Here is a 25,190-nt window from a genome sequence, read left to right as displayed (position 1 = left end):
GCTGAACGCACCGAACGCCACATTGGGTGCGCTGAACGCAACCAACGCCACATTGGGGTGGGCGGTCTACTTGAGACAGTCCTGGGGGTCGCCTCGGGTGAGAGTCGGGTCGGTTTGCTCGAACGTGCGCGCCACGCCCGGGTCGGACGTGCGTGTCTCGAAGCGCACGGTCACGCGGCCGTGGCCCGCGCCCTGGACCCAGCCGGTGCCGAACTCCGGGTGCACCACGTCGTCGCCCGGGCGCCAGCCGCTCGACGACACCGGCGCCGACCCACCGGGCGACGGTACGACCGCCACGACGGGCTCCGGCGAAGCCCCGGCCGGTACGGCGAGCGTGAACAACGCGTCCTGGTGCGGCACCGAAAGCCCGCTGAACGCCACCCCCGCCAGGCGTACGCCACCGAACTCCTGCGGATCCAGCAACAGCCGCTCGGCGGTGGCCGCGAGCTGGTTGAGGTCGTCCGTGGGCGAGGCCGTGGTTTCCGACCGCGTCACCGTGCTCATGTCCGTGTGCCGCAGCTTCACCACGACCGTGCGCGCGACCCGGCCCGCCTTCACCAGCCGCGAATGCGCCCCCGCCGCGATCTTGCGCACCTCCGCCCGCAGCCGGCCCAGGTCCACGATGTCGACTTCGAACGTCGTCTCCGCGCTCACCTGCTTGGCCTCCCCACGCTCGGCCACGGGCCGATCGTCGGTGCCGCCCGCGAGCTTGCGCAGCTCACGCCCGACCACACCGCCCAGCGTCGCCGCCGCGTCGGGCTCCGACAACGCCGCCAGCTCCCCCAACGTGAGCACGCCGATGGTGCGCAGCTTCGCCTCCGCGACCGGACCGATCCCCCACAACGCCCGCACCGGCAACGGCGCCAGAAACTCCCGTTCGGTGCCCGGCGGCACCACGAGCAGCCCGTCCGGCTTCGCCCGATCCGAGCCGATCTTCGCGACCTGTTTGCCCGTGCCGGCCCCGATCGACGCCGTGAGCCCGGTCTCCGCGCGAATCCGCGCCCGCAGGTCCTCCGCGAACCGCGTCACCTCGTCCACCGACGCACCGGCCAGCGAAGGTGGCTCGGCGAAAGCCTCGTCCAGCGAAATCCGCTCCAGCACCGGCGCCACGTCCGCGACGATGTCGAAGACCTGCTTGCTCAGGGTCTCGTACAACCGGAATCGCGGCGGCAGGACGACCGCACCCGGCGGCAACAGCCGCCGCGCCTGCGACATCGGCATCGCCGAACGCGCGCCGTACTCGCGGGATTCGTAACTCGCCCCGGCAACGACACCACGCGGCCCGGTGCCGCCGACGACGACCGCGCGGCCCCGCAGCGTCGGGCGCGTGAGCTGCTCGACCGAGGCGTAGAAGGCGTCCAGGTCGAGGTGGACGACCCAGCGGGTCACGTCAGCTCCCGCCGGTGGCGTCCAGCAGCCGGTGCAACGCCGTCGTGTAGGACTCGAAAGCCGCGCGGCCCTTGGCGGTCAGCTTCACGAGCGTGACGGGCGTGCGGTGCTCGTAGGCCTTGGTGATCTCCACGTACTCGGCGTCTTCGAGCTTGCGCAGGTGCGTGGAGAGGTTGCCTGCCGTCATGTCGAGCAGCTGCTGCAGCCTCGGGAAGGTGATCTGGTCGCCGTGGTGCAGCCCGGCGAGCGCGACGGTGACGCGCAGCCTGGCCTGGGCGTGGATCACCGGGTCGAGCTCCGGCAGGCTCGCCTCGGTCACCGGTCGGCCACTCGCGTCGGACCGGAGCGCCGTTCCCGGACGAAGTACACGAGCGATGCCACGAGGAACCCGCCACCGCCGGCCAGGGACAGCACGAGGAAGTTGCCGGGCACGCCCACGAGCACGCTCGCGCCGCCGCAGACGATGATCCACGCGCCGAAACCGTACTGCAGCTTGTCCTGCCACAGCATCCCGCCGGCCAGGTAGAGCACACCCGTGAGCAGCAGTGAGGTGCCCGACCACAGCAGCGAGATCGTGTGCGGGTCGAGGTCGCCCAGGTTCATCACGCGCACGTTGATCAGCGACAGCGCGGCGAACGAGATCATCCAGCTCCAGCCGTACATCGCGCCGGTGCGGCGCGACGGGCCGCGGATCCCGCGGCTGATGCGGCCGCCGTAGTAGGCCGAGTACGCGATGGCCGCCACGAACAGCACCGCGACCACGATCCCCGCGACCCACCCGGGCATGAGCGGGCTCGCGTGGCTGTCGTCGGCCAGGTACACCAGTCCCCAGCCGACCAGCCACGTGAAGGCCCAGACGCCGAGCAGACGCGCCGGGCTGGCCCCCAGCTCCCGGCGCGTCCGCTCGTTCTGCCGGGCGATGAGGTTCAGCGACTCGGCCGCCGACATCGGCTGCTCTTCGTCGTCATCCACCTTGTTTCGCCCTCCCACCGTGCTGACCCCTATGCAGCACGGAAGTTAACACGTGAACTAACTGACCTTGGCCGTGTCCAACCGGAACCGGCGCACCACCACCAGTGCGGGCACGACCAGCCACGCCGCCAGCACGCCCACGGCGAGACCGAGCCCGCTCGCCCCGCCCACCGGCATCGTGCCGACGCGGCCGAGCCAGTACGTCGGGAAGAAGTGCGCCACCGTGGTCATCCAGCCGGGCATGATCGACAGTGGCATCCACAACCCGCCGAACACTCCGAGCGGCAGCATCAGCGCGCCGGTCATCGCGCCGACGGTGTCGCCCTTGCCGAACAGCCCGAGCAGCAGGCCCAGCACCGCGAACGGCAACGCGCCCAGCCACAGCGCCACCGCCGTGAGCACCCACTGCGTGGCCGTGAGCTCGACCCCGCGCAGGGCGCCGGCCACGAAGATCACCAGGAGCACCGGCAAAGCCATCGCCATGGCGGAGGCGATCTTCACGAACACGTAGTCCGGCGCGCGCATCGGGGTGAGGCGCAGCTGGCGCTGCCAGCCGTCGGTGCGTTCGGTCGCCACCCGCGTGCCGGTGAACAACGCGCCGCTCAAGGCGCCGTACGCACCCATGTTGATCATCGTCGTGGTGCTCGCCCGGACCCCGTCCGGGCCGACGTAGTCGCCGAACAGGCCGCCGAAGAGCAGGAACATGCCCAGCGGCACGGCGATCGTGAACAGCGCGAACTGCGGGCTGCGCACGATGCGCACGATCTCCAGGCGCAGGTAGACGAGGTTCATCGCAGGGCTCCTTCCGGCTCGTCGGTGTGCTGGTCGCCGGTCAGCGCGAGGAACGCTTCTTCGAGACCGACGGCGGTGATCTCGATGTCGCTCGCGTCCGGGAACGTGGTGAGCAGCGCGCGGATCGCGAGGTCGGAGTCGGCGCACGCCAGCTCCGCGCGGGCGCCCTGGATGCGCGCGGTGGTGACCCCGGCGAGTGCGGCCAGTTCGGCCTCGTTCGCACCGGGCACCACGGCCCGCAGCACGCGTCCGGAGACGGCGGCGCGGACCTCGGCGACCGTGCCGTCGGCGACCACGCGGCCGTGGCGCACGAGCACCACGCGGTCGGCGTAGTCCTCGGCCTCGGCGAGGTAGTGCGTGGCGAACAGCACCGTGCGGCCGACTGCGCTGAACTCGTGCATCGAGGCCCAGAACGAGCGCCGGCCGTCCACGTCCATGGCGGCGGTCGGCTCGTCGAGCACCAGCAGCTCGGGGTCGCCGGCCAGGGCCAGCGCGTAGCGCACCCGCTGCAGCTGGCCGCCGGAAAGCTTGCCGCAGCGGCGGTTCGCGAAGTCCGTGATGCCGGCGCGTTCGAAGACCTCCCCGGCCGCCAGGGGCTTGCGGTACATCGAGCGCATCAGCGCGACGAGCTCGGCCGGCGTGGTGTCGCGCAGCAGGAAGCCGTTCTGCACCATCGCGGCCATGCGCCCGGCGTCGACGGCCGCCCGCGCGTCGCCGCCGAACACCCGCACCTCGCCCTCGTCGGGCCGGGTGAGCCCGAGCAGCATGTCGATGGTGGTCGACTTGCCGGCCCCGTTGGGGCCGAGCAGCGCCACGACCTCGCCGCGGCTGACCTCGAGGGTCAGCTCCTCGACGGCGTGCACCGGCCCGAACCGTTTCGTCAGGCCTCTCAGACTGAACGCCTCACTCATCCCGTCCCCCATCGACTTTGCGCTGCAAACCTGTTGGGGAACTTTGTAACACAAACCTCGCTGCGATGAAAAGTGCTACGAGCCGCGAACTTGGTTCATCAAGGTCTTTCGAGGGCCCTGGAAACGACGAAGCGCCGGGCGGGGACAGTGCCCCACCCGGCGCTTCGACTGGCGTTTCAGCTGGTCAGAGGTGACCCAGCAGCGGAATCGGGTCCGCCTTGGCCTTCGCCTGCGCGGACGCCGACGGGGCCGGTTGCGGCTGCGGCAGCGGCGCGCACTCGACGTCGGCGGTGCGGCCCGGCTTGCGGGCCGGCAGGGCGCCGGTCGCCAGGTAGTCCGCGATCTTGGTGTCCACGCACGCGTTGCCGCGCGGCGTGATGGCGTGGCTCGTGCCACCCGGCTCCGCGATCAGCGACGCACCCGGGAAGCGGCTGCGGACCTCGAGGCTGCCCTCGAACGGCGTGGCCGCGTCGAGCGTCTCGTCGATCATCAGCACGCTCTGCACGCCCTTGCCGTCGACCTGCACAGGCTTGCTCGCCTTCGCGGGCCAGTACACGCAGGGGGCGTTGAACCAGGCGTTCTGCCAGGTGAAATACGGCGCCTTGAGGAAGGTCTTCCAGTTGTCGAGGCGCCACTGGTTCCAGTTGGTCGGCCACTGCACGTCGGTGCACTGCACGCCGAGGTACACGGCGTAACCGTTGTCGCTGTCGGACTCGAACAGCGCCTTGACCAGCGACGGGTCGTTCTTCGTGACGATCGCCGACAGGGCGTCTGCCACGTCCAGCCAGGTGAGCTGGTAGTAGCCGGCCTGCTGGATCACGTCGGTCAGCTCGTCGGGCCCGATCTGGCCGCCCGCGGGCTTGAGCGAGAGCTTGACCAGCTCACGGTCGACGGTCGCCTTCACCGAGGCCTGCGTCTTGCCCAGGTGGTAGGTGCTGTCGTACTTGGCGAGCCAGCCGAACCAGATGTTGATGTTGCGGTCGAACGCCACATCCTGGTTCAGGTTCGCCTGGTACCAGACGTCGCGCGGGTCCACCGTCGAGTCGAGCACCATGCGGCGGACGCGCTGCGGGAACATCGTGCCGTAGACCTGGCCGAGGTAGGTGCCGTAGGAGTAGCCGTAGAAGTTGATCTTGTCGGCACCCAGGGCGGCGCGGATGGAGTCCATGTCGCGCACCGAGTCGGTGGTCTTCAGGTTGTCGAGCAGCGCCTTCGGGTTCTTCTTGGCGCAGTCCTCGGCGTAGCCCTTGGCGCGGTTGAGCCACGTTTTCTCGAGGCTCGGCGTGAGCGGCACGTAGGAGGGCCGGTCGAAGCTCGTGTAGCTGTTGTCGCACGAAAGCGCGGGCTTGCTGGAGCCGACGCCGCGCGGGTCGAAGCCGATCCAGTCGTACGCGTCGCCCGCGTGGTTGGGCACGTTGGCGCCGACGCGCGAAAGCGTCAGGCCCGAGCCACCTGGGCCACCGGGGTTGGTGAGCATGACGCCCTGGTACTGCGCGTCCGGCGTCTTGTGCTTGATGCGGCTGACGGCGAGCTGCGCCTTCTGGCCGCCCGGCTTGCTGTAGTCCAGGGGCACGGTCACGAAACCGCACTCGGCGCCGGCCGCCTTGAGGCCGGCGTTGTCGCACTGCCCCCACGCCACGGGCGGCGGGGTGTAGGCGGCGGGGGCGGTGGCCGGCGCCGCTGACGCGACGGGCGCGGTGACCAGCGAGGCCAGCGTCGCGACGGCGACTGCCGCGAAGACAGCACGTCTCACGGGAGTTCCTTCTCTGTCGGGGTTCTCGTCTGTCGGGTCCGCCAGACGTTAGTCGTCTTCGCCGCGCCCGGCCGGTTGATCGCGGCGCTCTGCCCGATAGTCCCTACGAAAGATGGACGTCGGAAATTCGGTTGGTCCCCGCGCCGGGTCGCCGTTACGGTGGCCGCCATGACGATCTTCCAGCGCTTCCGGCAGCTCTAGCCCCGGCGTGACTCTTCACGGCCGCGCGTTCGCGGCCGTCTTCTTTGCGCGCCGCGTCCTCCCCTTTTTACGGAGTCGTTCATGCGCGAACACATCGTGATGGTCGGTACCACCGCGCCGAGCCACATCTACCCGTCTCTCGGCGTCATCGCCGAACTCGTGCGGCGCGGGCACCGGGTGAGCTACGTGGTGGGCTCGCCTCTCGAATCACTGGTCGCCCCCACGGGCGCCCACGTCGTGACCCACCCGACCCTCCTGCCCCTCGGCGAGGCCGGCGTGTGGCCCGACGACCCGGCCGACGCCATGCGCGTCTTCCTGGACGAGGCGATCGCCGTGCACCCGCAACTGCTGTCGACGTTCGACGACGATCGCCCCGACCTGCTCCTCTACGACATCGGCGGCCTCGGCGCGCCCCTGCTCGGGACCCGGTACGGGGTGCCCGCCGTGCAGCTGTCGCCCACGCTTGTCGCATGGGAGGGCTACGACGAGGACATGAGTTCGGTGATGGACCCGATCAAGGCCTCACCGTCCGGTGTGGACTACGCCCGCACGGTGACCGCGTGGCTGCGGGAAAACGGCGCGACCGAGGAGGCTTGGACCTGGCTGTCCCACCCACCGCGGGTGCTGTCGCTCATTCCGCGGGCGATGCAGCCCCACGCCTCCCGGGTCGGCTCGCACGTCCGGTTCGTCGGACCGTGCCTGTCGCCGGATCGACTGGCGGAGTCGTGGACCCCGCCTGATTCGGGGAAGCCGGTGCTGCTGGTTTCGTTCGGCACCGCGTTCACCGACCAGCTACCCGTTTACCGGGCTTGCCTGGAGGCTTTCGCCGACTCACCGTGGCATGTCGTGATGTCGATCGGCTCGTTCGTGTCCGCTGCGGACCTGGGCCCGCTGCCGCCTTCGTTCGAGGTGCACTCCCGCGTGCCCCAACTGGCGGTGCTTTCGGCATCCTCGGCCTTCATCACACACGCCGGCATGGGCAGCTGCACGGAAGCACTGTGGTACGGCGTCCCCACCGTGGCCATCCCGCAGGCCGCCGACCAGTTCGGCAACGCGGCGCAACTGGAGACGCTCGGCGTCGGTCGGCACCTGCCGGCTTCGTCGGTGACCGCTGCTTCCTTACGTTCGGCGGTCGACGAGGTCGCGGGCTCCGCCGAGGTGGCCGCGCGGCTGTCGTCGTTGTCCACGGAAATCCACGCCCACGGCGGCATCCCGGCGGCGGCTGATGCGGTGGAGGCATTCTTGAACTGAGGGTGGGGTTCCCGCCGGGAACCCCACCTCACTCAGGCTCTGATCTCATTCAGGTAGTTGTAGATCGTGTACCGGGTCACGTCCAGGTGGGTGGCCAGGTGGTCCACCGCGTCCTTGATGAGGAAGAACCCCGCCTCGTCCAGTTCGCGCACGACGGCGGCCTTGTGGCGCTTCTTCATGAGGTCCACGGGGATGCCCGCCTTGCCGATGGCGCGGTCGACCAGGAAGCGTTGCAAGCTGTCGACGTCGGGCGGAAAGGTCTCGGGCCGAGAGGCTGCCGCGTCCGAGGATGGTGACGTTTCGCTGTTCACGCACAGGCAGCCGACTGCCACGCCGTCGGCGTCGCGGAGGAAGAGGGTGGACGAGCGGATCGCGCGGCCGTCCGGGCCGTGGGTGCGGTAGTTGGTCAGGTCCTGCGTGGTGCCGCGGCGGACGAGGCCGAGCAGGAGGTCCGTCATGGGCCCGCCGGCGGTGCGGCCGGTGACGTCGCCCGCGATGGCGACGATGGAGTCGGGCAGGCGGGACAGGTCGTGGAGCAGGACCTCGTTGCCGGGGCCCAACATGGCGGCCAGGCCGTCGACGGCGGGGATCAGGGCGGTGAGCAACGCGGGCGTCGCACCACCCGAAACCGCCGACGGGAAAGTCACCGAGGTACGCGGGCGCAGGAGACTGTCCAAAGCGGACCGGACGACCTCGGTGGCGGACACCGGCGTTGACGCGTGCGGCGAGAGGCGGACGTGTTCCGGCCGGACCGTCGCCGCGATGCCGGCCGCCGACAAAGCCGCACCCACCTGTTCCGCCGGGTGGCCGGGCAGCTCGAAGGCCAGGATCCCCGCCCGGCGGTCCACGGCGGACACGACCGAAGCGCCCAGCGACAGCAGCACTTCCTCCAAGGCGTCCACGCGTTCGCCGATCCGGCCGGCGATCGCCCCGACGCCCGCCTCCTCCACCAGCTCCAGAGCCGCCGCGAAGGCACCGGACGTGATGGGACTCAGGTTCGAGATCGACCAGCCCGCGGCGGTCGTGTCGGCGGGGTGGATCTCGTCGTCGAACAGGCCGGGGTCGCGCGCGCCCGTCCAGCCGGACAGGATCGGGTCCATGCGCTCCAGCGCACGGTCGGACAGCACCGCGAAGCCCGTGCCCCAGCCGGCGCGCAGCCACTTCTGGCCGCCGACCACGAGCACGTCCGCGACCTCCCACGGCGCCTCGATCACGCCGAAGCCCTGGATCCCGTCGACGACCAGCAGCCGGTCACCCACCACCTCGCGCAACGCGGCGAGGTCGGCGCGGTAGCCGGTGCGGAAGTCGACGGCGCTCACCGACACCACCGTCGTCTCCGGCGTCAGCGCATCGGCAACCAGGGAAGGCGTGACAAACCCGGCGGGCAAGCGGCGAACCCGCACCCGCCCGGCCTGGGCAGCACGTGCCCACGGATACGTGTTCGCCGGGAACTCCCCGGCCGAGACCAGCACCTCGCCGTGGGAGTTGAACGCCGCTTGGAACAGCCCCAGGCTCGTGTGCGGCAGCAGCACGGTGTGGTCGGTGTCGCTCCCGCACAGCCGCGCCGCGGCCGCCTTCGCGCGCGTCTCCTGGCGCATCAGCTCGTCCACAGTGGACGGTCCGGCCTTCGTCGCCGCTTCCAGCAGGCTCGCCGTGGTGTCGAGCACGGCGTGCGACGGCGGCCCGAACCGCGCGAAGTCGAGGTAGCCGGAGGGCTCGTCGAACTGCAGCAGGTACCGAGGCGAGATCCGCGTCACGAGAGGACCCGCGCGAGGAACTGGCGGGTGCGCTCTTGCACCGGGTTCTTCAGCACGGTCTCGGGCGGGCCCGTCTCGACCACCGCGCCGTCGGCGAGGAACACCACCTCGTCGGCCGCCTCGGCGGCGAAGGCCATTTCGTGCGTCACGACCACCATCGTCATCCCCTCCCGCGCCAACGTACCCATCACCGCCAGCACCTCCCCCACCAGCTCCGGGTCGAGCGCCGACGTCGGCTCGTCGAACAACATCAGCTTCGGCTTCATCGCCAGCGACCGCGCGATCGCCACGCGCTGCTGCTGCCCGCCGGAAAGCTGCGCCGGGTACGCGTCCGCGCGATGGGCCAGCCCCACGCGGTCCAACAGCTCCAAGGCCTCCTCGCGGGCCCGCGACGGGTTCATCCCGAGCACCCGCACCGGTCCCTCGACCACGTTCTCCAGCGCCGTCCGATGCCCGAACAAGTTGAACCGCTGGAACACCATGCCGATGTCCCGCCGTTGGCGCGCGACGTCCTTTTCGCGCAGTTCATACAGCTTCCCGCCGCGCAGCCGGAAGCCGATCGGCTCGCCGTCCACCCACACCTGTCCGGCGTCGATCGTCTCCAGGTGGTTGAGGCAGCGCAGGAACGTGCTCTTGCCCGCCCCCGACGGCCCGAGCAAGCACACCACCTGCCCCCGGCGCACCTCGAGGTCGATGCCCTTGAGCACCTCGGTGTTCCCACTGTGTTCTTTGGGGGTCGAACCCCCAGGCCCCCGCCGGGGGGCAAGCCCCCCTGGACCCCCCGAGAAGAAGCTTTTGCGCACCCCCACAGCACGCAGCAGTGGCTCAGACACGGGCACTCCTCACCAGCGGCATCCCCCGCAACGCCTTCCCCACCCTCGCGGCGGGCCCGCGATCGGCGGCCCCGAACGAGCGTTCCAGGTAGTGCTGCCCGACGCCGGCCACCGTCACCACGACCATGTACCAGATCGCGGCCGCGATGAGCGTTTCCATGACCAGCAGGTTGTTGGACGAGATGTTGTTGGCCGCGTGGATCAGCTCGGTCACGCCGATCACCGACGCCATCGACGTGCCCTTGAGCATGTTGATGAAGTCGTTGCCGGTCGGCGGGATGATCACGCGCATGGCCTGCGGCAGCACCACGCGCCGCAGCGTCGCACCCGGCGTCATGCCGATGGACTTCGCGGCCTCGGTCTGCCCGACGTCCACACTGGTCAGACCCGCGCGCACGATCTCGGCCATGTAGGCACTCTCGTTGAGCGCCAAGCCGAGCAGCGCCGCGGTGAACGCGCTGATCAGCACGTTCGTCTGCTCGTGGACGAGGTAACCGCCGAAGGGCAGCGGGATCGAGATCGTCGGGAAGATCAGCGCGAGGTTGTACCAAATGAGGATCTGCAGCAGCACCGGAAGCCCGCGGAAGAGCCAGATGTACGCGGCCGCGAACCACTTCGCCACCGGGTTGGCGCTGCGGCGCAACAGGGCGATCAGGATGCCGAGCACGATGGCCACGGCCTGCGAGATCACCGCGAGCACCACGGTGTTGAGCAGCCCGACGGCCATCACGCGGTAGAACACGAAGTCGGGCACCGAGTCCCACTCGATCTGGGCCTGCGCGAGCGCGAACCCCAGCAGCACGAGCAGGGCGACGATGACCACCGCCGAAACCCAGCGGCCCCAGTGCTTCAGCCGGACGATCGGCAGCTGGTCAGCTCCCGCCATTGACGGCCGCCTCCTTGACCGCGCCCTGCTCCACGCCCCAGGCCTGCAGGATCTTGCCGTACGTGCCGTCTGCGACGAGCTCCTGCAGCGCCTGCTTCACGGCGTCGCGCAGCTTCGTGTTGGTCTTGGTGAAGCCGATGCCATACGGCCCGCCCTCGATCGGCGCGCCCGGCACGACCTCGAAGAACTTGCCGTCACCCGCGGTTCGCGAGATGTAGACGGCGCTGGGCAGGTCGTTGAGGATCGCGGCGACGCGGCCGGTGCGCAGCTGGTTCTGGTTCTGCGTGTCGGAGTCGGTGGCCGTGACGGTGATCGCCGGCTTGCCCGCCTGCGTGCACTCGGTGCTCTGCGCGGCGGCGAACTTCTGGTGGCTCGTGCCCTGCACCACGGCGACGTTCTTGCCGCACAACGTGTCCGGGCCCGTGATGCCGTCGGGGTTGCCCTTGCGGACCATGATCGTGATGCCGGAGGAGAAGTAGTCGACAAAGTCGATCTGCTGCTGGCGCTCCTTGGTGTCGTTCATCGCCGCCATGGTCAGGTCCACGCGGCCGGACTGCAGGCTCGTGATCAGCGAGCCGAACGCCATGTCCTGATACGACACCGTGACGCCCAGCTTCGCGCCGATCGCCTTCGCCAGGTCCACCTCGTAGCCGATCGGCGTCTTGCCGTCGCTCGAGTAGAAGTTGTTGGGCGCCGACTGGATGTTCGACGCGAGGTGCAGCGCCTTGGCCTGCGCGACGGCAGCCGGCAGGGCGGCGGTGAGCTGCGCGTCCGGCTTCACCGCGGCGATCAGCGAGGCGTTGTCCGGGATGGGCGAGGCTCCCCCGCCGGCCGGTTGTCGCGTGCCGCCGGCGCCGTCGGGACCACCTCCGCAGGCCGCGGTGCCAAGGGCGAGCGCACCGGTCAGCAGGGCGGCCTGCCAGGCGCGGGTACGGGACGGCGACGGCATCGGGGACCTCCAGGGCGTCGTGGTGGGCGGAACGGTACAACTTGTTGTTGAAGTGGTCAACAGACAGTTGAAGTCCGCTGGTCCGCTAAGGTTCGATCATGCGCATCGGAGTGCTCGGAGCCGCGGGAATCGTCCCGGAAGCCCTGCTCAAGCCGGCCCGGGAGAACCCCGACGTCGACATCGCGGCCGTCGCGGCGCGCGACATCTCGCGCGCCCACGAGTTCGCCACGAAGCACCGCATCCCCGAGGTGCACGCAACCTACGAAGAGCTGCTCGCCGACCCGTCCATCGACGCCGTGTACAACCCGACACCCAACGGCCTCCACGGCCGCTGGACCCTCGCCGCCCTGGCTGCCGGCAAGCACGTGCTGTGCGAGAAACCCTTCACCGCCAACGCTTCCGAGGCCCGCCTCGTCGCCGACGCGGCCGAGGCGGCCGGGCTCGTGGTGATGGAGGCCTTCCACTACCGCTACCACCCGTTCACGCGGCGCATGGAGGAACTGCTGGCGTCCGGCGAGCTGGGCGAGGTGCAGCACATCGAGACCGCGGTGTGTTTCCCGCTGCCGCGCTTCAAGGACATCCGCTACAACCTGTCCCTGGCGGGCGGCGCCACCATGGACGCGGGCTGCTACGCCGTCCACATGGCACGCGTTCTGGGCGGCGCGACCCCGTCTGTTGTGGATGCCCGCGCCAAGCTGCGTTCCCCGGAAATCGACCGCGCCATGACGGCGTCCTTGCGCTTCCCGTCCGGCGCGTCGGGCCGCGTGCGCGCCTCGCTGTGGTCGTCGGACGTCCTGCGCATCAGCGCCCGCGTTGTCTGCAGCGGCGGCGAGCTGCGGGCGATCAACCCTCTCTCACCGCAGTTCTGGCACCGCCTGTCCATTCGACGCGGCGATTCCCGCTCAGTGGAACGCTTTTCCCACCGGCCCTCGTACGCCTACCAACTGGAAGCCTTCGCCGACGCGGTATTGCGCGAGGTGCCGAGCCTGACGCCCCCCTCGGACGCCATCGAAACCATGACCGTCGTCGACGCGATCTACGAGGCCGCCGGCTTGCGCCCTCGCGTCCCCACGTCCTGACGCGCCTTCATCAACGCGAACCCCAGCAGGTTGAGCCCCCGCCACGCGCGGGGCTCGCCCACGCGCTGGTCGTCCGGCGCCAGCCCGATCCCCCACACCCGATCCACCGGACTCGCCTCGACGAGCACGCGCTCCCCCGTGTTGGCCAAGAACTCGGCCAGCCCCGCGTTCTGCCCGAACTTCGCCACGTTCCCTTCGACGACGATGTCGAACCGATTGGCGTTCCACACTTCGGCGTCGAAGCCTCTGACTTCGCGACCGAGGGCCTTCGCCGCGCCCGGATGCGGCGCCACCCGAATCCGCTGCGCCGCGCCCTCGTCCCCGAACAGCCTCGCCTTCCGCCACATCATGTAGTGCTCCGCGGTCGCGAACAGGCGCCCGTCCACCTCGAACCCCGCCGGCCACCACTGGCTCAGACACCCGGCCCCGATCCGCCCACCCGGCTCCGGCCGGTGCCCCCAGAACGGCAGGTACTTGAACCTCCGCCCCCGGTCTAAGGCACGACAGAGCTCATCGAACGTCCGCGGCTGTGGTCCCATACCGACAGTGTGAACGACTTCAGGGAGTTTCGCCCGAAGTTTTCGCAGGTTGACGGGGTGGAGGCTGGGGTTTGGGGGAACGAGGGCGGCTGGATGGGGGATGGGGGTTTGTCGCCGAGTGGGATATGGGGTGGGGTTGTTGTTGGGGGGGGTTTGGTGGTGCGAGGCAGGGTGAGGGTGGTTGGTGGGGGTGGTTGATTCGCTGTGGGATTCGAGGGGTCCGGATCACGGTGGCAACGCGAGTTGACCCTCCGAGGCGATGCTGGGCGGCTCGCCTCGGCAACGCTGGGCGACCCACCCTGGCAAGGCTGGAAAGCGTACCTTGACACAAAGCGAGCACCGTAGAGAAGGTAAAGAATCGGGGGGCCGGCGGGGGAAAGGATGTTAAAGGAGTTTTCGTTCCAGCATGGGTGGGGGGTGTCAATGCAACGACATCCGCGCAACCAACCAGATGGCCCCGAAATGCCCGGCAACCGGTCAGTCTTCGGCCGCACCCTCAAACCAGTCGCCGATGTTCTTCCAGGCGAACGCCAACTTCCAAGACTCGTCACCAGCAAGCCATCCAGCAGCTGCGGCAGTGATCTTGTCCCGGGAAATAGTCAACGTCTGGTGATGACGAGAAGGGGCACCGTCGCGGTACTCAAGCTGGTACGTCCCATTAGGGGTATACCAAACCTGCCAGTAAGTGTTCTCGACGCCACCATCGAGAATCAGATGGCCGCCACGCGGCAGGGACTCCATGACAGCAGCGATGTTGTTCTCGGTGGGGTTCTGCACGTTGACGCCGGTGGACGTCTCCATCGTTACCAAGGTGATCACCTCTCGGGTCGCTGCGGTCGAGCCGAAGGATATCGCGGCGACGAGCATTAACCAGGTCACGCGAGCCCGGCCCCCGCCCGGTACTGGCCACCCAGCCAGCTAGCGTGGCCGGCATGGAGATCGATCTGACCGCGCGCAGCGACGAGTTCCGGGCCTTCTGGACCGAGCGGAGGCTCGCTTCCCTGACCACGGTCCGGCCGGACGGCACGCCGCACGTCGTGGCGGTGGGGGTCACCGTCGACTTCGAGGCCGGTATCGCGAGGGTGATCACGTTCTCCGACTCCCACAAAGCGCGCCTCGCCAAGGCCGCGGGCGAGGGTGGCGTAGCGGCGGCGGTCTGCCAGCTCGAAGGGCCCGTCTGGTCGACACTGGAAGGACTCATGGTCCTCCGCGACGACCCGGAAGCCGTCAAGGACGCCGAGAATCGGTATGCCGCGAGGTACCGTCAGCCGAAGCCGAATCCCAAGCGGGTGGTGTTGGAGATCCGCGTCAGGAAGGTCATCGGCAACGCCTAGGCGCGGGCGTGCACCAGCCAGGTGTACTCCGCGATCAAGGCGGCGAGATCCGTGTCCTCACCGGCGGCCGCGAGTTGCTGGTGTCCCACGAGCATCGCCAGGCCGAGGGCGGTGAGGGTGCGAGCGAGGGCGGCATCACCCACCAGACCCTTGACTGCCCGCCCCACGGTCTTCAGCCGGGCGTCGTCCACCCGCTTCTGGGCCGCGCGCACGGCCTCGTCGTTGGCCGCCCAGGCACGGATCGCCGCCTCGGCCTTGTGGTGCAGGCCGAGTGTCAGTTCCATCAGCGCCGCGAAATCGGCGGCAGGGCCGGCGCGGCCGAATGAACCCGAGGCCAGGATCAAAACCTGCCGGTTCTCCCAAAAGACCAGTAGATCCTCGACGAACGCCGACCAGCCGCCGAAATGGTGATAAAAGGACCCGCTCGTCACACCCAGATCGCGGCACAAACGGCCGACGTTCAAGCCGGCGAAACCATCACCGGCGAGCACGCCGAGCGCCGCCTCGAAATACTGTTCCCGGGTCACCGCGGCCATCAGACGTTGCGGTCCCGATCCCGCCAATAGGGCTCCCGCAGCGAGCGCTTCAGGATCTTCCCCGTCGCGTTGCGCGGCAATGCCTCAAGCACGTCAACGCTGCCCGGGCACTTGAAGTGCGCCAAGCGCTCCCGGCAGAATTCCAGCAGTTTGTCCACGTCGACCACCTCGCCCGGCATCGGCGCGATCACGGCCTTCACCTGCTCACCCCACCGTTCGTCCGGTACGCCGATCACGGCGACCTCCGCGACGCCGGGGAACTCGGCCACCACGCGTTCCACCTCGGGCGAATAGACGTTCTCGCCGCCGGTGATGATCATGTCCTTCACGCGGTCTTCGAGAAATACAAACCCACCGTCGTCGACGCGGCCGATGTCGCCCGTGCGCACCCAGCCGTCGACGATCGTCTCGGCGGAGGCCTCGGGTTTGCCCAGATAGCCCGACATCCGCTGGTCCGTGCGGATCCACACCTCGCCCGACTCGGTGTCCTCCAACGTCGCCGGGTCGACGATCCGCACCTCGACCCCGGGCACCGGCGTGCCGGCCGAAGCCAGACGCTCGGGGCGAGACGCGTCGCGGTGCGCGACGCCGTCGAGAGTGGTCACGGCGCCGGACAGCTCAGTCATGCCGTACACCTGCACGAACTCCATGTCCGGCCACGCGGCCAGCGCCGTGCGCAGCAGCGGGAGCGGCATCGGCGAAGCGCCGTAACCGAGGTACTTCAGCCGGGAGAAGCCGGCGATCGCCTGTTCCCCCGCCTGCACGATCGCGCCGACCACCGCCGGCACGAGAAAGGCGTGCGTCGCCCCCGCGGCCAGGGCGCCGAACAGCGACGGGGCGTCCGGTTCGCGGGTCATGATCGTCGGCAGGCCGGTGAGGAAACCCACGATGGCGTAACAGGTTCCGCCGACGTGGAACAGCGGCATCGCCACGAGGTTCTTGTCGCCGTCGACCATCGGGAAGGCCGTGCCCACCGCGGTGCCGTGCGTCAGCACACTGCGGTGAGTGAGCACGGCACCCTTCGGGAATCCCGTGGTACCGCTGGTGTACATCACGAGCACACCGTCATCCTCGGCAACCGAAGGAAAGTCCATAGAGGACGGATCACCCGCCGAAACAAGAGCCTCGAAAGCGTCGGAGTCCCCGCCCACGACAACGAACTGCCGCACAGCAGGAAGCCGATCCCGGATCCCCTCCAGAACCGGCACCAATTCCGCGCCGACGAACACGATCTCCGCACCGGAGTCCGCGAGAATGTACGCCAGTTCGTCGGGCGAAAGCCGCCAGTTCACGATCGCGTTGGCCGCCCCCAGCGCCGCCACCGCGAAGGACACCTCAAGGCACGCCGGGTGGTTCTTGTCCACGAACGCCACCCGGTCGCCGCGGCCGACGCCGTCGGCTGCCAGCGCCGCGGACAGCCGCCGCACGCGGTCGTCGAACTGCGCCCACGTCCGCGTGACGCCGCCGAAGGTCACCGCCGGCTCGTCGCCCCGCTCGCGCGCCCAGTGTTCGAGCACGTCTCCCAGCAGACGGAAGTCGGGACGTTCGTCGACAGCCATGCTGCGGCTCCCTTCGCAGGCACCAGCGCCATAGAGTGCTCTATGGTGCGACGCCGAAACCCCCGCCGTCAACACCCCGGCCAGGGGAAACTCGCTCACGCGAAGAGCGCCAGCACCCCTTCGGCGCTGCGCACCACCACGTGCGCGGCCGCGCGCTCGGCCGGCGGGCGGTCCTGCCGCTCGGCCTCGTGCCGCCACCGCAGCACGGCGTCCGCGCCGGCGGCGTAGACCTCCCGCGGGTCCGTCTCGAAGTCGAGGCCCAGGCGTTCCTCCGGCGTCGTCCCTTGCGCACCCAGCAGCCGCACGGCCTCGTCCGCGGGCTCGCCGGACAGCGCGGTCCGGCCGCCGCGGATGTCGGCGATCAGGCGCAGCTCCGTGAAGTCGTGGGCGGTCGCCGCGAAGCGCTCCACCCGCGCCTCCAGCCGGTCACTGCCCGGCCGCGGTTCGTTCTGCAGCACGGTCTCCAGCCGCACCACGGCCGTGCGCGCCTTCAGCGCCTCAGCGCGCGCCGCGAAGCACCCCGCGACGGTGTCGCGCAGCTCCCCCAGGCCGCTGCGCCGCACGAGCTCCGTGGACAGCTTCACGCGGCTGTCGCTGCCCGTGCGGATCAACGTCAGCGCCAGCTTCACCCCGAACAACCCGAACCGCGAAACCAGCGAACGCCGCGTGTCCACCGAAACCGGCCCCGGGAACGCGGGATCGGTGAACGCGTCCACCGACAGCAGGTAGCGCTCCAGCTCCTCGCGCGGCACGGCGGCGAACGCGGCCAGCAGCTCGAACTCGTCGTCGGTGAACGCGCGGGCGCCGTATGCGAGCTGCGCGGCCACGGCGATCACGCCCTGCGCCCCGCTGCACAACGGATCCTCGCGCCACGCCCGGCGCGCCAGCTGCTTGGCCGTGAGCAGCGCGTCGATGCGGCCCGCGCCCGTTTCGTCGGCGCGCGCGAGGACCAGGACCGTGTCCACGGCCGTCTGCCGCGCGAACGCCGAGCGCGCGGCCGGGTGCGTGCTCGCCAGCTCGTCGGGCTCGAGGTGGCGCAGCAGCCGCACGGTCGCGTCGGTCAGCACCGAGGCGGACGGGTCGTCGACCAACGTCAGATCACGCAACGACCGCGTTTCGCCGAGCGCCGCCGCGAGCGTCGACTTGCCCGTGCCCGGCGCACCGGTGATGCCGACGCGCAGCGGTTCGTCCAGGTGGTTGAAGGCTTCGTGCAGCGACGCGGCCGCGCGCGGGCTGTCGCGGTAGAGCCCACCGGCTTCGGCCAGCAGGCCGCGGACGTCCTCGGTCACGCCGGCAGCTCCCTCGGCGCGCGGCCCGCGAGCACACCCAGCTCGCCGGCGCGCTGGTGCAGACCGGCCAGACGCTCGATCTCGCGGCGCAGCTTCACCATCCGCCGTTCCCGCTCGGCCGAGCCGGCGATGATCGTCTCGCGCTCCCGCGCGAGCTGGTCGGCCAGCTCCTCGGCCAGCCCCGTGAAGTGATCCCGCAGTTTCCGCTGCACGCTGCGGATGGCGTCGCGGCACTCCTTGGAGAAGCGCAGGAAGACGTCGTCGACGTGGCGCTGCGCGGTCATCTTCGCCACCGCCTGGCGGCGCTGCAGCCGCATGCCGCCTTCGTCGCTGATCGTCTTCGCCGCGAACGCCGCGCCCGCGCCGAGCGAGACGGGGTTGATCAGCGGCAGCCCGGCGAGGCTCGTGACGAGGCCGAACATGAGCACACCGCCGTAGGAACCACGCAGACCCGTGAACAGCTTCTGCCCGATCTTGAACCCCTCGATACGCGGCTGTCGGACATCGGCGATCAGCTCGGCGCCCGACTCCCCGAGCCGCAGGTCGTGAAGGTCGTACTGCGCCCCGAACGCCGCGGCGACAGCCTGCGCGATCCACTCCGCGCGGTCGGCGGTGAAGTTGTAGTTCGTCTCCACGGCCTCGGCGAGCGTCTTGTCGAGCCACGGCCCGAACTCGTCCCACACCTTCACCGGGTCGCCCTTGTCGAAGGTCTCGTCGATGGTCTCGACGATCTTGCGGGTGCGCTCGCGCAGGTCGTACTCGGCGTCGGACTGCAGGTCGCCGATCTCGTCGGCGAGCAGGTTCTGCCAGCGGGTGTTGCGCTTGCGCAGTTCGTCGGCCTTGCGCTGCGCGCGGTGCAGCAGGGTCGTCTGGTCCACGCCCGCGTCCTGCCCGGCGAGCTCCGCACGGGCCCGCAGCGTCTCCACGAGCTCAGCGGTCGCCGCACGCACGCTCAGGGCCGCCAGCACGGCACTCGTGTGCTCGGGTGGCCGCGCGGCCTGCTCGGCGATCCACGTGAGCAGCGGGGGGAAACCGGAGCGCGAGTTGAGGTCCTGGTCCCCCGCCTTCGCCGCGGCCATTCGCACGGTGGCCGACACGGGCAGCACGGGCGAGTCGATGCCGGCGCCCGCCAGCAGCGCGCGGTCGCGTTCGGCGACGGCGCGCCAGCTCGGGCAGACGTCGATCTTCGTCAGGGCGACCACGACGTGGGGGCACCACGTGCGGACGTGGTGGGCGAGCGCGACCTCCGCCTCGCTGAGCGGGGTGGTGGCGTCGGAGACGATCACGACGGCGTCGGCGTCAGCCAGCACGTCGAGGGCGGCGGCGGTGCGCGGCGAGCGCGGGTCGCCGATCGCGGGGGTGTCGACGAGCACGAGGCCCGCCGAAAGCAGTTCGCGCGGCACGCCGACCTCCACGCGGCGCAGCGAGCCCGGGGGGCGTGCGCCGAGTTCGCCGGTCAGCTTTTCGACCGGCACGGGCACGCGTTCATTGCCGCGGCCCACGAGCGTGGCGGCGGGTTCGGCGGAGTAGCCGATCTCGACCGGCACGGCCGGCGTCGCGGCGTCGCCGACGGCGCAGACGGGTGCGTTGAGCACGGCGTTGACCAGGTAGCCCTTGCCCTGCTTGGGAAAACCCAGCACGGCGACTCGGGTCGCGCCTGGCGGCCGGTCGCGGCGCCGGCGCAGGCGCTGCACCAGGTCTTCGCGGCCGTGGGACCGGCAGGCGTCCAAGGTCTCGTCGAGCACTTCGAGCCAAGCGGAAGCGGTCACGTCGAAGGAGTGTCCCCCGTGCACGAGGAGTAAGCGAACCGGGTGGTGGCTCCGCGGTCGCACCCAGACCGCGGAGCCACTCCCGTCAATGCCTGTGGATCACAGGTGCAGGTCGAGCCCGCCGCCGCCGTGGCTGGTCTCGGCGCCGGCCTGGAGGTCGATGCCCAGCGTGTGCTGGCCCAGGTCCGTGACGGTCGAGACGGTGTCGTGCACCGCGCCGAGGCCGGCGTCGGTGCCCGTGTGCGCGTCGGTGCCGGTGTGGGCGTCGGCACTCGCGCCGCCCAGGTCCGGAACGACCGAGTGCGTGAGGCCCTGAACCTCGTTGGTCACGCCGCCCACGGCGTGGTCCAGGCCGCCGGCACCGAGGCCGTTGGTGAGGTTGCCGACCTGGTCGGTGACGGAGCCCGCGAGGTCGCTGACGTGGCCCTCGACGCCGCCGGCGGCCTGGGCGAGGTTGCTCGTCAGGCCACCCACGGGGGCCATGGCGCCACCGGCGACCGGCAGGTCACTCGCGTGGAGCGCCGAACCGCCGTCGACGGCACCGGTGACCTGGCCGGCAACGTCCTGGACCTGCGCGACGGCGCCGCTGACGGCACCGGCGTCGAGGCCGCCCGAGAGGTCGTTGACCAGGCCGAAGGCGCTGGTCGGGTCCTGCGCGAGGGCGGTGACGCCCGCGGCGGTGTTCTGCAGGTCGGTCACGCCGGACAGCGTGCCGACGGCGGGCAGCTCGCCCACGACCGGGAGGTCGCCCACGGCGGGCAGCTCGCCGACGGCCGGCAACGCCGGCAGACCCGGGACGGCCGGCAGCGCCGGGACCGAGAGGCCGTCGACGCCGGGCAGGCCCAGCGACGAGGTGAGCGCCTGCAGCTGCTCGATGGCGCCCGCGGGGCCGTCGGCGAGGACGCCGGTGAGGTCGCCCGCCTGCGGGAGGTTGCCGAGCGAGCCCAGGTCGTCGACCGGGATGTAGTCGAGCACCAGCGGCATGACCTCGTGCACGTCGGCGGCGCTGATGTCGCCGAGGCCGGCGGCCTGCAGGGCGGCCTGCGGGTCCTGGGCGAAGGCGGCCAGCGACATCGGGTCGCTGAGCAGGGTGAGCGTGAAATCGTGCAGGGTCTGCACCGGGTCCATGTGGGGATCTCCAGAGGTGTTGACTGCGGGGGATTGGCCCGGCCGTCCCCGGCCAGGTTGCCGATGAAGGTAGAGACGGGGCTCCCGGTCCACATCGGGGTTCACTCCCAGTTGTCGCGCGTTGCGCCGTTAGGGGGTCGGCGGCTCCCCGTTAGGGAGCGCGGGTGACTCATCGGCCCGCCAGTGGGGTTAAAACCGACATTCGCGTGTCGTTGGTGACCCGATCGCGTGAGGATCGCCGGGGGCCCGGGGATTCGGCCGCGCACCCCTCCGGGACGGCCCCTCGAAACCGGCTCCGCACCCCCGTTCACATCGGCGTTCACTAACAGTCGCAGCTCGCTCAGCCGTTAGGGGGTCGATATGAGATCGTTAGGGAGTTACGGGCTCATCCGTTCGGGGGCTCGGTTGGGTAAATCCCACCCGAGCTTGCCCGGATGACCCGAACGGGTGAGGATGGCGTACCCCTAGGGGGCGGATTGCTCTCCTTGGCCCGTCCCGGTGCGACGAAGGGAGGAAGCGGCGTTGCCCTATGTGCTCGGTATCGATGTCGCCCACGCCCGGACCCACGCCGCCACCCGTCGGAAACTTGCCGACGGCTGGGGCGCCCCCGAACCGCTGTGGCTCGGCGAGAGCTCGCCGGCCGCGGCCACCGCGTTATTCCTGGACGATGAGGGTTACTTGCTCACCGGCGACGCCGCGGCGCGCGCCGGAACGAGCGTTCCGTCTCGATTGCTGACGGGGTTCCACCGCCGCATCGGCGACGACGTCCCCGTGTTCGTCGGGGGCGAGCGGTTCTCGCCGGAGTCACTCACCGCAGTCCTCGTCGAGGGCATCGCGGAGCACGCGGGCGCTCAACTGGGAGGAGCACCCCGCCACCTCGTCGTCACCCACCCCGGTGATTGGGGCGACTACCGGAGTGACCTTCTGCGACGAGCGCTGGGTGAATCCGGCTTCGCCGCCGTGACTTTGGTGCCCAGTTCCCTTGGCGCCCTTTATGCCCATCTGCCCGATCCCGGACCCGGCGATCAGACGGCCGCGGTGTGCGAGTTCGGGCCCGACGGCGTCACCGTCACGCTCGCGACGGCGTCCGGCGCGGGCGGCTGGGTGGCGCGCACGAGCACCGAGGGCGTGGCGCCCGCGGCTGCCGTGAGCACGGCTTTCGCGCTCGCCCACGGGATTTCGGTGCTGCCCGACGCGTTGGCGGGCATCGTGTTCTCCGGCGAACCCGGGCCGGGCGCGCTGCCGGGCCGGTTGCCGTGCCCCGTGTTCGCCTCACCCCAGCCCCCGCTCACGGCCGCGTTCGGAGCCAGTAGCCTCGCCGCTCAACGGATGAGCCCGCCCGCCCGGCGGGAGCAGCCCGTCGCGGAGACGACCCTGATCCCCAAGGTCGACTCGGTACCCGAGCTCGCCGAGCGGCCCTCCCCGCCGCCGGTGGACATCACGCCGTTCGAACTGCCCCCGCCCGAAGGCGCCGCGAAACTGCTGCGCCGCTGGCGTCCGCTCGCCGCGGCCGCCGCAGTGCTCGCGATCGGTTCCTCGGTCCTGATCGCCGCTCTCTCCTCCCACGAAGCCACGGCGGACAAGGGAACCGCCCCGGCCCACCCCGCGTCCCTCACGTCATGCGCCCGCCCGGGCGCGGCCCCCACCGGTGAAGGTCACTGTTGAACGCACTGCTGGCGAAAACCGGCACCGACGCCGTCCACCCCGTTGCGCGCCTGCTCCTCGCCGAGCTGGCGGCTGTGACCGCGACGCCCGCGCGGCTCGTGGTCGTCGCGCCCGGTGGCTACGGCAAGACCACGCTGCTCGGCGCGCTCGAATCGGGCTGCCGCGAGGCCGGCGTCGACGCGACGCTCGTCGACGACGCCGACCAGCTCGGCGAGGAGGACGTGGCGAGATTGACGGCGCTGGCGGGACCGGTCGTGCTGGCGCACCGGCCGAACCCGCGTTCGGAAGCTTTGCGCGCGTTGGCGGAACCCTTCGCCCGGCAGGTGGCGCTGCCGCCGCTGGACGCCGAGGAGGTCGGGGCGCTCGCGCGGCAGCTCACGGGCCGGCTCGTCGACGGGACGGCCGCCGCCGCGTTGCACTCCCGCACCGGCGGGGTGCCACGGCTGGTGGAGCGGGCGGTGACCGGGCAGCTCGGCGAGTTCCGGGCCGAACTGGCGGAGCTCGACGACGACGTGCTGCGGTACTTGATCGCCGCGGAGGCCGGCGCCGGCCGCAATCTCGACCTGCTGTGCGCCTTGCTGGAGCTGGCGCCGGATCGGTTGCCCGAGGTCGTCGACGGTGCCCGCGCGACGGGGCTGCTCGACGCGAACGACGAATTGTTGCCGGTCGCCGCGGAGGCCGTGCGGACGTACGGGCCGCCGGCTCGTCGGCTGACGGTGTTGCAGCAGCTCGTGGAGATCCAGCTGCGGGGCGGGTTGCCCGTGCTGGAGCTGGCGAAGTCGTTGCTGGACACGGGAAGTTCGGGCGCGAGCGCGGCGGCTGCCTTCGCGGCGGCCGCGGGTGAGGCGTTGCCCGGGGACACGAAGCTGGCGGCGCGGCTGTTCGAAGCCGCCGCCGAGGCGGGGGCGCGCGACACGGCCGTGACCACGGGGTGGGCCCGGGCGGCGGCGTTGTCGGGTGACCTCGACACAGCGCTACGGCTGGGTGACGGGATGTTGAGCGGCGACGATCCCGAGGCGCGGGCCGCCGGGGCGGAGATCGCCGCGACGGTGCTGGCGCACCGGGGTGAGCTGGCGCGGAGTGCGGAGCTCTATCGGTGGGCCGCCGCGGCGGACGCTTGTGCGCCTGGGGACGGTGACGGGCCGGATCTGACGGCGTCGACTTGGGGCGCACCCCGACCGATGCCCGGCCACAACGCACCCGTGCCCGGCGAGGCTTGGGCGCCTTCGTGGAACAACGCCCGCGGGCCCGAGGTGTACCGGTGGGCCGGGCGCGGGGCCGCGAACGCGTTCGCCGCGATCGCGCTCGTCGGGTCCGGCCAGCTGGACGCGGCGCGGACCTTGGTGGACGCGCCCGTGCCCGGGGTGGCGCCGACGTTGTTCGCCGGCGCCGTCGCGCGGACGGCCGGCGGCGTCGTCGATTCGGTGAGCGGGCAGGGCGCGGACACGCTCTCGGCGCTCGTCGGGGCGGCCGCGATGCTCGAGCCGGCCGCCACGGGCGCGCCGCTGCCGGACAGCCCGGCCGCGCTGGCCGCGCTCGTCGGGCTGCACTCGGGCGAGCTGGGGCTGGCCGAATCGGTGCTGGACCGCGCGCTGGCCAGCGACGTCGGCGGCGACCTGCTCACCGCGCGGCACCGGCTGTTGCTCGGCTGGGTCGCGATGACCAGCGGACACCTCACCGCCGCCGCCGAACACCGCGACGCCGTGGCGGGCACCCGCCTCGAAGCCCGCGACGAGCTCTTCTTCGCGACGCTCGAACTCGGCCTCGCCCGGCGCGCGAGCGACCTGGTGGGGCTGCAGCAGTCGTGGGACCGCGCGTACCAGGCGTCGATGCGGCAGCAGACCGACCTGTTCACCCTGCTGCCGCTGGGCGAGCTGGCCATCGCCGCCGCCCGCACCGGCGCGCACGCGAAGCTCACGCGGCAGCTGCGCCACGCCCACGCCATGCTCGGCGAGCTCGGCAACCCTCCACTGTGGACTGTCTCCCTGTGCTGGCACGAGCTCCACGCCGCCATCACCGTGGAAGACCTGGACACCGCTTCCCACCAGCTGGCCGCCCTGACGAGCTTCGCCGGCCACGGCCGTTACCCCGCGGCGCTGGCCCGCGCCGCCACGTGCTGGCTCGCGGTCCTCGGCGGCGCCTTCGACCACGACGAGGTCTCCGCGGCCGCCGCGGAACTCCACGAACTCGACCTCTGCTGGGACGCCGCCCGGCTGGCCGGCCAGGCCGCCATCCGCACGTCCGACCGCAAAGCCATGGTCCAGCTCCTCGAAGCCGCCCGCCAGTTCCAGGCCGGCACCGGCCGCCGCGAATCCGCCACCCCGGAACCCGGCGCCGCCCCCGGCCTCAGCACCCTGAGCGAACGCGAGCTCGAAGTCGCCCGCCTCGTCGTCGACGGCCTGACGTACAAACAGGCCGGCAGCAAGCTGTTCATCTCCGGCAAAACCGTCGAACACCACATGGCGCGGATCCGGGCCAAGCTGGGTGCGGCGGACCGGCGTGAGCTGCTCGCGACGCTTCGGGAGCTGCTCGCCAAACCCGACTTCTCCTGACTCCCCCAATGCGGCGTTCGGTGCGTCCAGCGCACCCAATGCGGCG

Annotated in this window: 22 protein-coding genes; 5 read left to right on the top strand and 17 right to left on the bottom strand. The window is 70.9% G+C overall.

What is annotated here, in order from left to right; genetic code table 11:
* Nucleotides 1–66 precede the first annotated feature (66 nt).
* From ABZU76_RS37640 to ABZU76_RS37615, 6 genes are all read right to left on the bottom strand, one after another.
* Nucleotides 67–1,389, bottom strand: coding sequence for a DNA polymerase IV (locus ABZU76_RS37640; protein WP_354878661.1), 1,323 nt, complete (start codon nucleotides 1,387–1,389; stop codon nucleotides 67–69).
* Between the two features lies 1 nt (nucleotide 1,390).
* A complete protein-coding gene (locus ABZU76_RS37635) occupies nucleotides 1,391–1,708 on the bottom strand; it encodes a transcriptional regulator (RefSeq protein ID WP_220246822.1) in 318 nt (105 codons plus the stop codon).
* Nucleotides 1,705–2,337 carry a hypothetical protein gene (locus ABZU76_RS37630; protein WP_354878872.1) on the bottom strand — a complete coding sequence of 211 codons (633 nt, stop codon included), beginning with the start codon at nucleotides 2,335–2,337 and terminating at the stop codon, nucleotides 1,705–1,707. Before ABZU76_RS37630 ends, ABZU76_RS37635 begins: the two co-directional genes overlap by 4 nt.
* A gap of 81 nt (nucleotides 2,338–2,418) precedes the next feature.
* Nucleotides 2,419–3,153 (bottom strand): ABC transporter permease, encoded by a 735-nt coding sequence (locus ABZU76_RS37625; RefSeq protein WP_354878658.1) that lies wholly within the window; start codon nucleotides 3,151–3,153, stop codon nucleotides 2,419–2,421.
* Nucleotides 3,150–4,064, bottom strand: coding sequence for an ABC transporter ATP-binding protein (locus ABZU76_RS37620; protein ID WP_354878655.1), 915 nt, complete (start codon nucleotides 4,062–4,064; stop codon nucleotides 3,150–3,152). Before ABZU76_RS37620 ends, ABZU76_RS37625 begins: the two co-directional genes overlap by 4 nt.
* A 184-nt stretch (nucleotides 4,065–4,248) precedes the next feature.
* Nucleotides 4,249–5,817 carry an alpha/beta hydrolase gene (locus tag ABZU76_RS37615; RefSeq protein ID WP_354878652.1) on the bottom strand — a complete coding sequence of 523 codons (1,569 nt, stop codon included), beginning with the start codon at nucleotides 5,815–5,817 and terminating at the stop codon, nucleotides 4,249–4,251.
* Between the two features lie 282 nt (nucleotides 5,818–6,099).
* On the opposite strand from ABZU76_RS37615, the gene ABZU76_RS37610 reads away from it, so the two are divergent.
* Complete coding sequence (locus tag ABZU76_RS37610; protein WP_354878649.1) at nucleotides 6,100–7,269, top strand: macrolide family glycosyltransferase; 1,170 nt, start codon at nucleotides 6,100–6,102, stop codon at nucleotides 7,267–7,269.
* A 32-nt stretch (nucleotides 7,270–7,301) separates the two neighbouring features.
* On the opposite strand, the gene ABZU76_RS37605 is transcribed toward ABZU76_RS37610, so the two are convergent.
* Genes ABZU76_RS37605 through ABZU76_RS37590 form a run of 4 tightly spaced genes read right to left on the bottom strand, consistent with a single transcriptional unit; the run spans nucleotide 7,302 to nucleotide 11,694 of the window.
* Nucleotides 7,302–9,026: an aminotransferase class V-fold PLP-dependent enzyme gene (locus tag ABZU76_RS37605; protein ID WP_354878646.1), complete on the bottom strand. Its 1,725-nt coding sequence runs from the start codon at nucleotides 9,024–9,026 to the stop codon at nucleotides 7,302–7,304.
* Nucleotides 9,023–9,859 (bottom strand): amino acid ABC transporter ATP-binding protein, encoded by an 837-nt coding sequence (locus ABZU76_RS37600; protein ID WP_354878643.1) that lies wholly within the window; start codon nucleotides 9,857–9,859, stop codon nucleotides 9,023–9,025. Before ABZU76_RS37600 ends, ABZU76_RS37605 begins: the two co-directional genes overlap by 4 nt.
* Nucleotides 9,852–10,745, bottom strand: coding sequence for an amino acid ABC transporter permease (locus ABZU76_RS37595; RefSeq protein ID WP_354878640.1), 894 nt, complete (start codon nucleotides 10,743–10,745; stop codon nucleotides 9,852–9,854). Before ABZU76_RS37595 ends, ABZU76_RS37600 begins: the two co-directional genes overlap by 8 nt.
* Nucleotides 10,732–11,694 (bottom strand): ABC transporter substrate-binding protein, encoded by a 963-nt coding sequence (locus ABZU76_RS37590; protein ID WP_354878637.1) that lies wholly within the window; start codon nucleotides 11,692–11,694, stop codon nucleotides 10,732–10,734. The genes ABZU76_RS37595 and ABZU76_RS37590 overlap by 14 nt, the downstream gene beginning before the upstream one ends.
* A gap of 98 nt (nucleotides 11,695–11,792) precedes the next feature.
* On the opposite strand from ABZU76_RS37590, the gene ABZU76_RS37585 reads away from it, so the two are divergent.
* Nucleotides 11,793–12,773, top strand: a complete 981-nt coding sequence (locus tag ABZU76_RS37585; RefSeq protein ID WP_354878634.1) for a Gfo/Idh/MocA family oxidoreductase — start codon at nucleotides 11,793–11,795, stop codon at nucleotides 12,771–12,773.
* Here the strand turns inward: ABZU76_RS37585 and ABZU76_RS37580 are convergent.
* Together ABZU76_RS37580 and ABZU76_RS37575 are read right to left on the bottom strand one after the other, a co-directional pair.
* Complete coding sequence (locus ABZU76_RS37580; protein WP_354878631.1) at nucleotides 12,731–13,312, bottom strand: NADAR family protein; 582 nt, start codon at nucleotides 13,310–13,312, stop codon at nucleotides 12,731–12,733. The two genes, ABZU76_RS37585 and ABZU76_RS37580, sit on opposite strands and share 43 nt — an antisense overlap.
* A gap of 477 nt (nucleotides 13,313–13,789) precedes the next feature.
* Nucleotides 13,790–14,113, bottom strand: a complete 324-nt coding sequence (locus ABZU76_RS37575) for a hypothetical protein (RefSeq protein ID WP_354878629.1) — start codon at nucleotides 14,111–14,113, stop codon at nucleotides 13,790–13,792.
* Nucleotides 14,114–14,244: 131 nt separating this feature from the next.
* On the opposite strand from ABZU76_RS37575, the gene ABZU76_RS37570 reads away from it, so the two are divergent.
* A complete protein-coding gene (locus ABZU76_RS37570; protein WP_354878869.1) occupies nucleotides 14,245–14,646 on the top strand; it encodes a pyridoxamine 5'-phosphate oxidase family protein in 402 nt (133 codons plus the stop codon).
* On the opposite strand, the gene ABZU76_RS37565 is transcribed toward ABZU76_RS37570, so the two are convergent.
* From ABZU76_RS37565 to ABZU76_RS37545, 5 genes are all read right to left on the bottom strand, one after another.
* Entirely contained in the window at nucleotides 14,643–15,182 is a 540-nt protein-coding gene (locus ABZU76_RS37565) for a TetR/AcrR family transcriptional regulator (protein WP_354878627.1), read from the bottom strand. The genes ABZU76_RS37570 and ABZU76_RS37565 overlap by 4 nt on opposite strands.
* Nucleotides 15,182–16,741 (bottom strand): long-chain-fatty-acid--CoA ligase, encoded by a 1,560-nt coding sequence (locus ABZU76_RS37560; protein ID WP_354878624.1) that lies wholly within the window; start codon nucleotides 16,739–16,741, stop codon nucleotides 15,182–15,184. Before ABZU76_RS37560 ends, ABZU76_RS37565 begins: the two co-directional genes overlap by 1 nt.
* Before the next feature lie 95 nt (nucleotides 16,742–16,836).
* The gene (locus tag ABZU76_RS37555) at nucleotides 16,837–18,030 is read right to left on the bottom strand and encodes a GTPase (protein ID WP_220246808.1); all 1,194 of its coding nucleotides are present in this window, start codon (nucleotides 18,028–18,030) and stop codon (nucleotides 16,837–16,839) included.
* A complete protein-coding gene (locus ABZU76_RS37550) occupies nucleotides 18,027–19,799 on the bottom strand; it encodes an isoniazid inducible protein IniA (protein WP_354878621.1) in 1,773 nt (590 codons plus the stop codon). The genes ABZU76_RS37555 and ABZU76_RS37550 overlap by 4 nt, the downstream gene beginning before the upstream one ends.
* A gap of 99 nt (nucleotides 19,800–19,898) precedes the next feature.
* On the bottom strand, nucleotides 19,899–20,927 hold the full coding sequence (locus ABZU76_RS37545; RefSeq protein ID WP_354878618.1) for an IniB N-terminal domain-containing protein: 1,029 nt from the start codon (nucleotides 20,925–20,927) through the stop codon (nucleotides 19,899–19,901).
* A 522-nt stretch (nucleotides 20,928–21,449) separates the two neighbouring features.
* On the opposite strand from ABZU76_RS37545, the gene ABZU76_RS37540 reads away from it, so the two are divergent.
* Both ABZU76_RS37540 and ABZU76_RS37535 read left to right on the top strand, forming a co-directional pair.
* Nucleotides 21,450–22,592, top strand: coding sequence for a molecular chaperone DnaK (locus ABZU76_RS37540; RefSeq protein WP_354878615.1), 1,143 nt, complete (start codon nucleotides 21,450–21,452; stop codon nucleotides 22,590–22,592).
* Nucleotides 22,589–25,144, top strand: a complete 2,556-nt coding sequence (locus ABZU76_RS37535; protein ID WP_354878612.1) for a helix-turn-helix transcriptional regulator — start codon at nucleotides 22,589–22,591, stop codon at nucleotides 25,142–25,144. The genes ABZU76_RS37540 and ABZU76_RS37535 overlap by 4 nt, the downstream gene beginning before the upstream one ends.
* Nucleotides 25,145–25,190 lie beyond the last annotated feature (46 nt).

It is taken from the genome of Amycolatopsis sp. NPDC005232 (assembly GCF_040607795.1).
Classification (GTDB): Bacteria; Actinomycetota; Actinomycetes; order Mycobacteriales; family Pseudonocardiaceae; genus Amycolatopsis.
The sequence above is the reverse complement of the archived record's forward strand: the minus strand, read 5'-3'. Positions and strand labels throughout refer to the sequence as shown.

Bases quoted from the DNA above. Each gene is read 5' to 3' on its own strand.
- ABZU76_RS37575 (WP_354878629.1), bottom strand. From the start codon at position 14,113: ATGGAGACGTCCACCGGCGTCAACGTGCAGAACCCCACCGAGAACAAC.
- ABZU76_RS37585 (WP_354878634.1), top strand. From the start codon at position 11,793: ATGCGCATCGGAGTGCTCGGAGCCGCGGGAATCGTCCCGGAAGCCCTG.
- ABZU76_RS37590 (WP_354878637.1), bottom strand. From the start codon at position 11,694: ATGCCGTCGCCGTCCCGTACCCGCGCCTGGCAGGCCGCCCTGCTGACC.
- ABZU76_RS37580 (WP_354878631.1), bottom strand. From the start codon at position 13,312: ATGGGACCACAGCCGCGGACGTTCGATGAGCTCTGTCGTGCCTTAGAC.
- ABZU76_RS37625 (WP_354878658.1), bottom strand. From the start codon at position 3,153: ATGAACCTCGTCTACCTGCGCCTGGAGATCGTGCGCATCGTGCGCAGC.
- ABZU76_RS37570 (WP_354878869.1), top strand. From the start codon at position 14,245: ATGGAGATCGATCTGACCGCGCGCAGCGACGAGTTCCGGGCCTTCTGG.
- ABZU76_RS37620 (WP_354878655.1), bottom strand. From the start codon at position 4,064: ATGAGTGAGGCGTTCAGTCTGAGAGGCCTGACGAAACGGTTCGGGCCG.
- ABZU76_RS37630 (WP_354878872.1), bottom strand. From the start codon at position 2,337: ATGTCGGCGGCCGAGTCGCTGAACCTCATCGCCCGGCAGAACGAGCGG.
- ABZU76_RS37595 (WP_354878640.1), bottom strand. From the start codon at position 10,745: ATGGCGGGAGCTGACCAGCTGCCGATCGTCCGGCTGAAGCACTGGGGC.
- ABZU76_RS37545 (WP_354878618.1), bottom strand. From the start codon at position 20,927: ATGGACCCGGTGCAGACCCTGCACGATTTCACGCTCACCCTGCTCAGC.
- ABZU76_RS37610 (WP_354878649.1), top strand. From the start codon at position 6,100: ATGCGCGAACACATCGTGATGGTCGGTACCACCGCGCCGAGCCACATC.
- ABZU76_RS37565 (WP_354878627.1), bottom strand. From the start codon at position 15,182: ATGGCCGCGGTGACCCGGGAACAGTATTTCGAGGCGGCGCTCGGCGTG.
- ABZU76_RS37560 (WP_354878624.1), bottom strand. From the start codon at position 16,741: ATGGCTGTCGACGAACGTCCCGACTTCCGTCTGCTGGGAGACGTGCTC.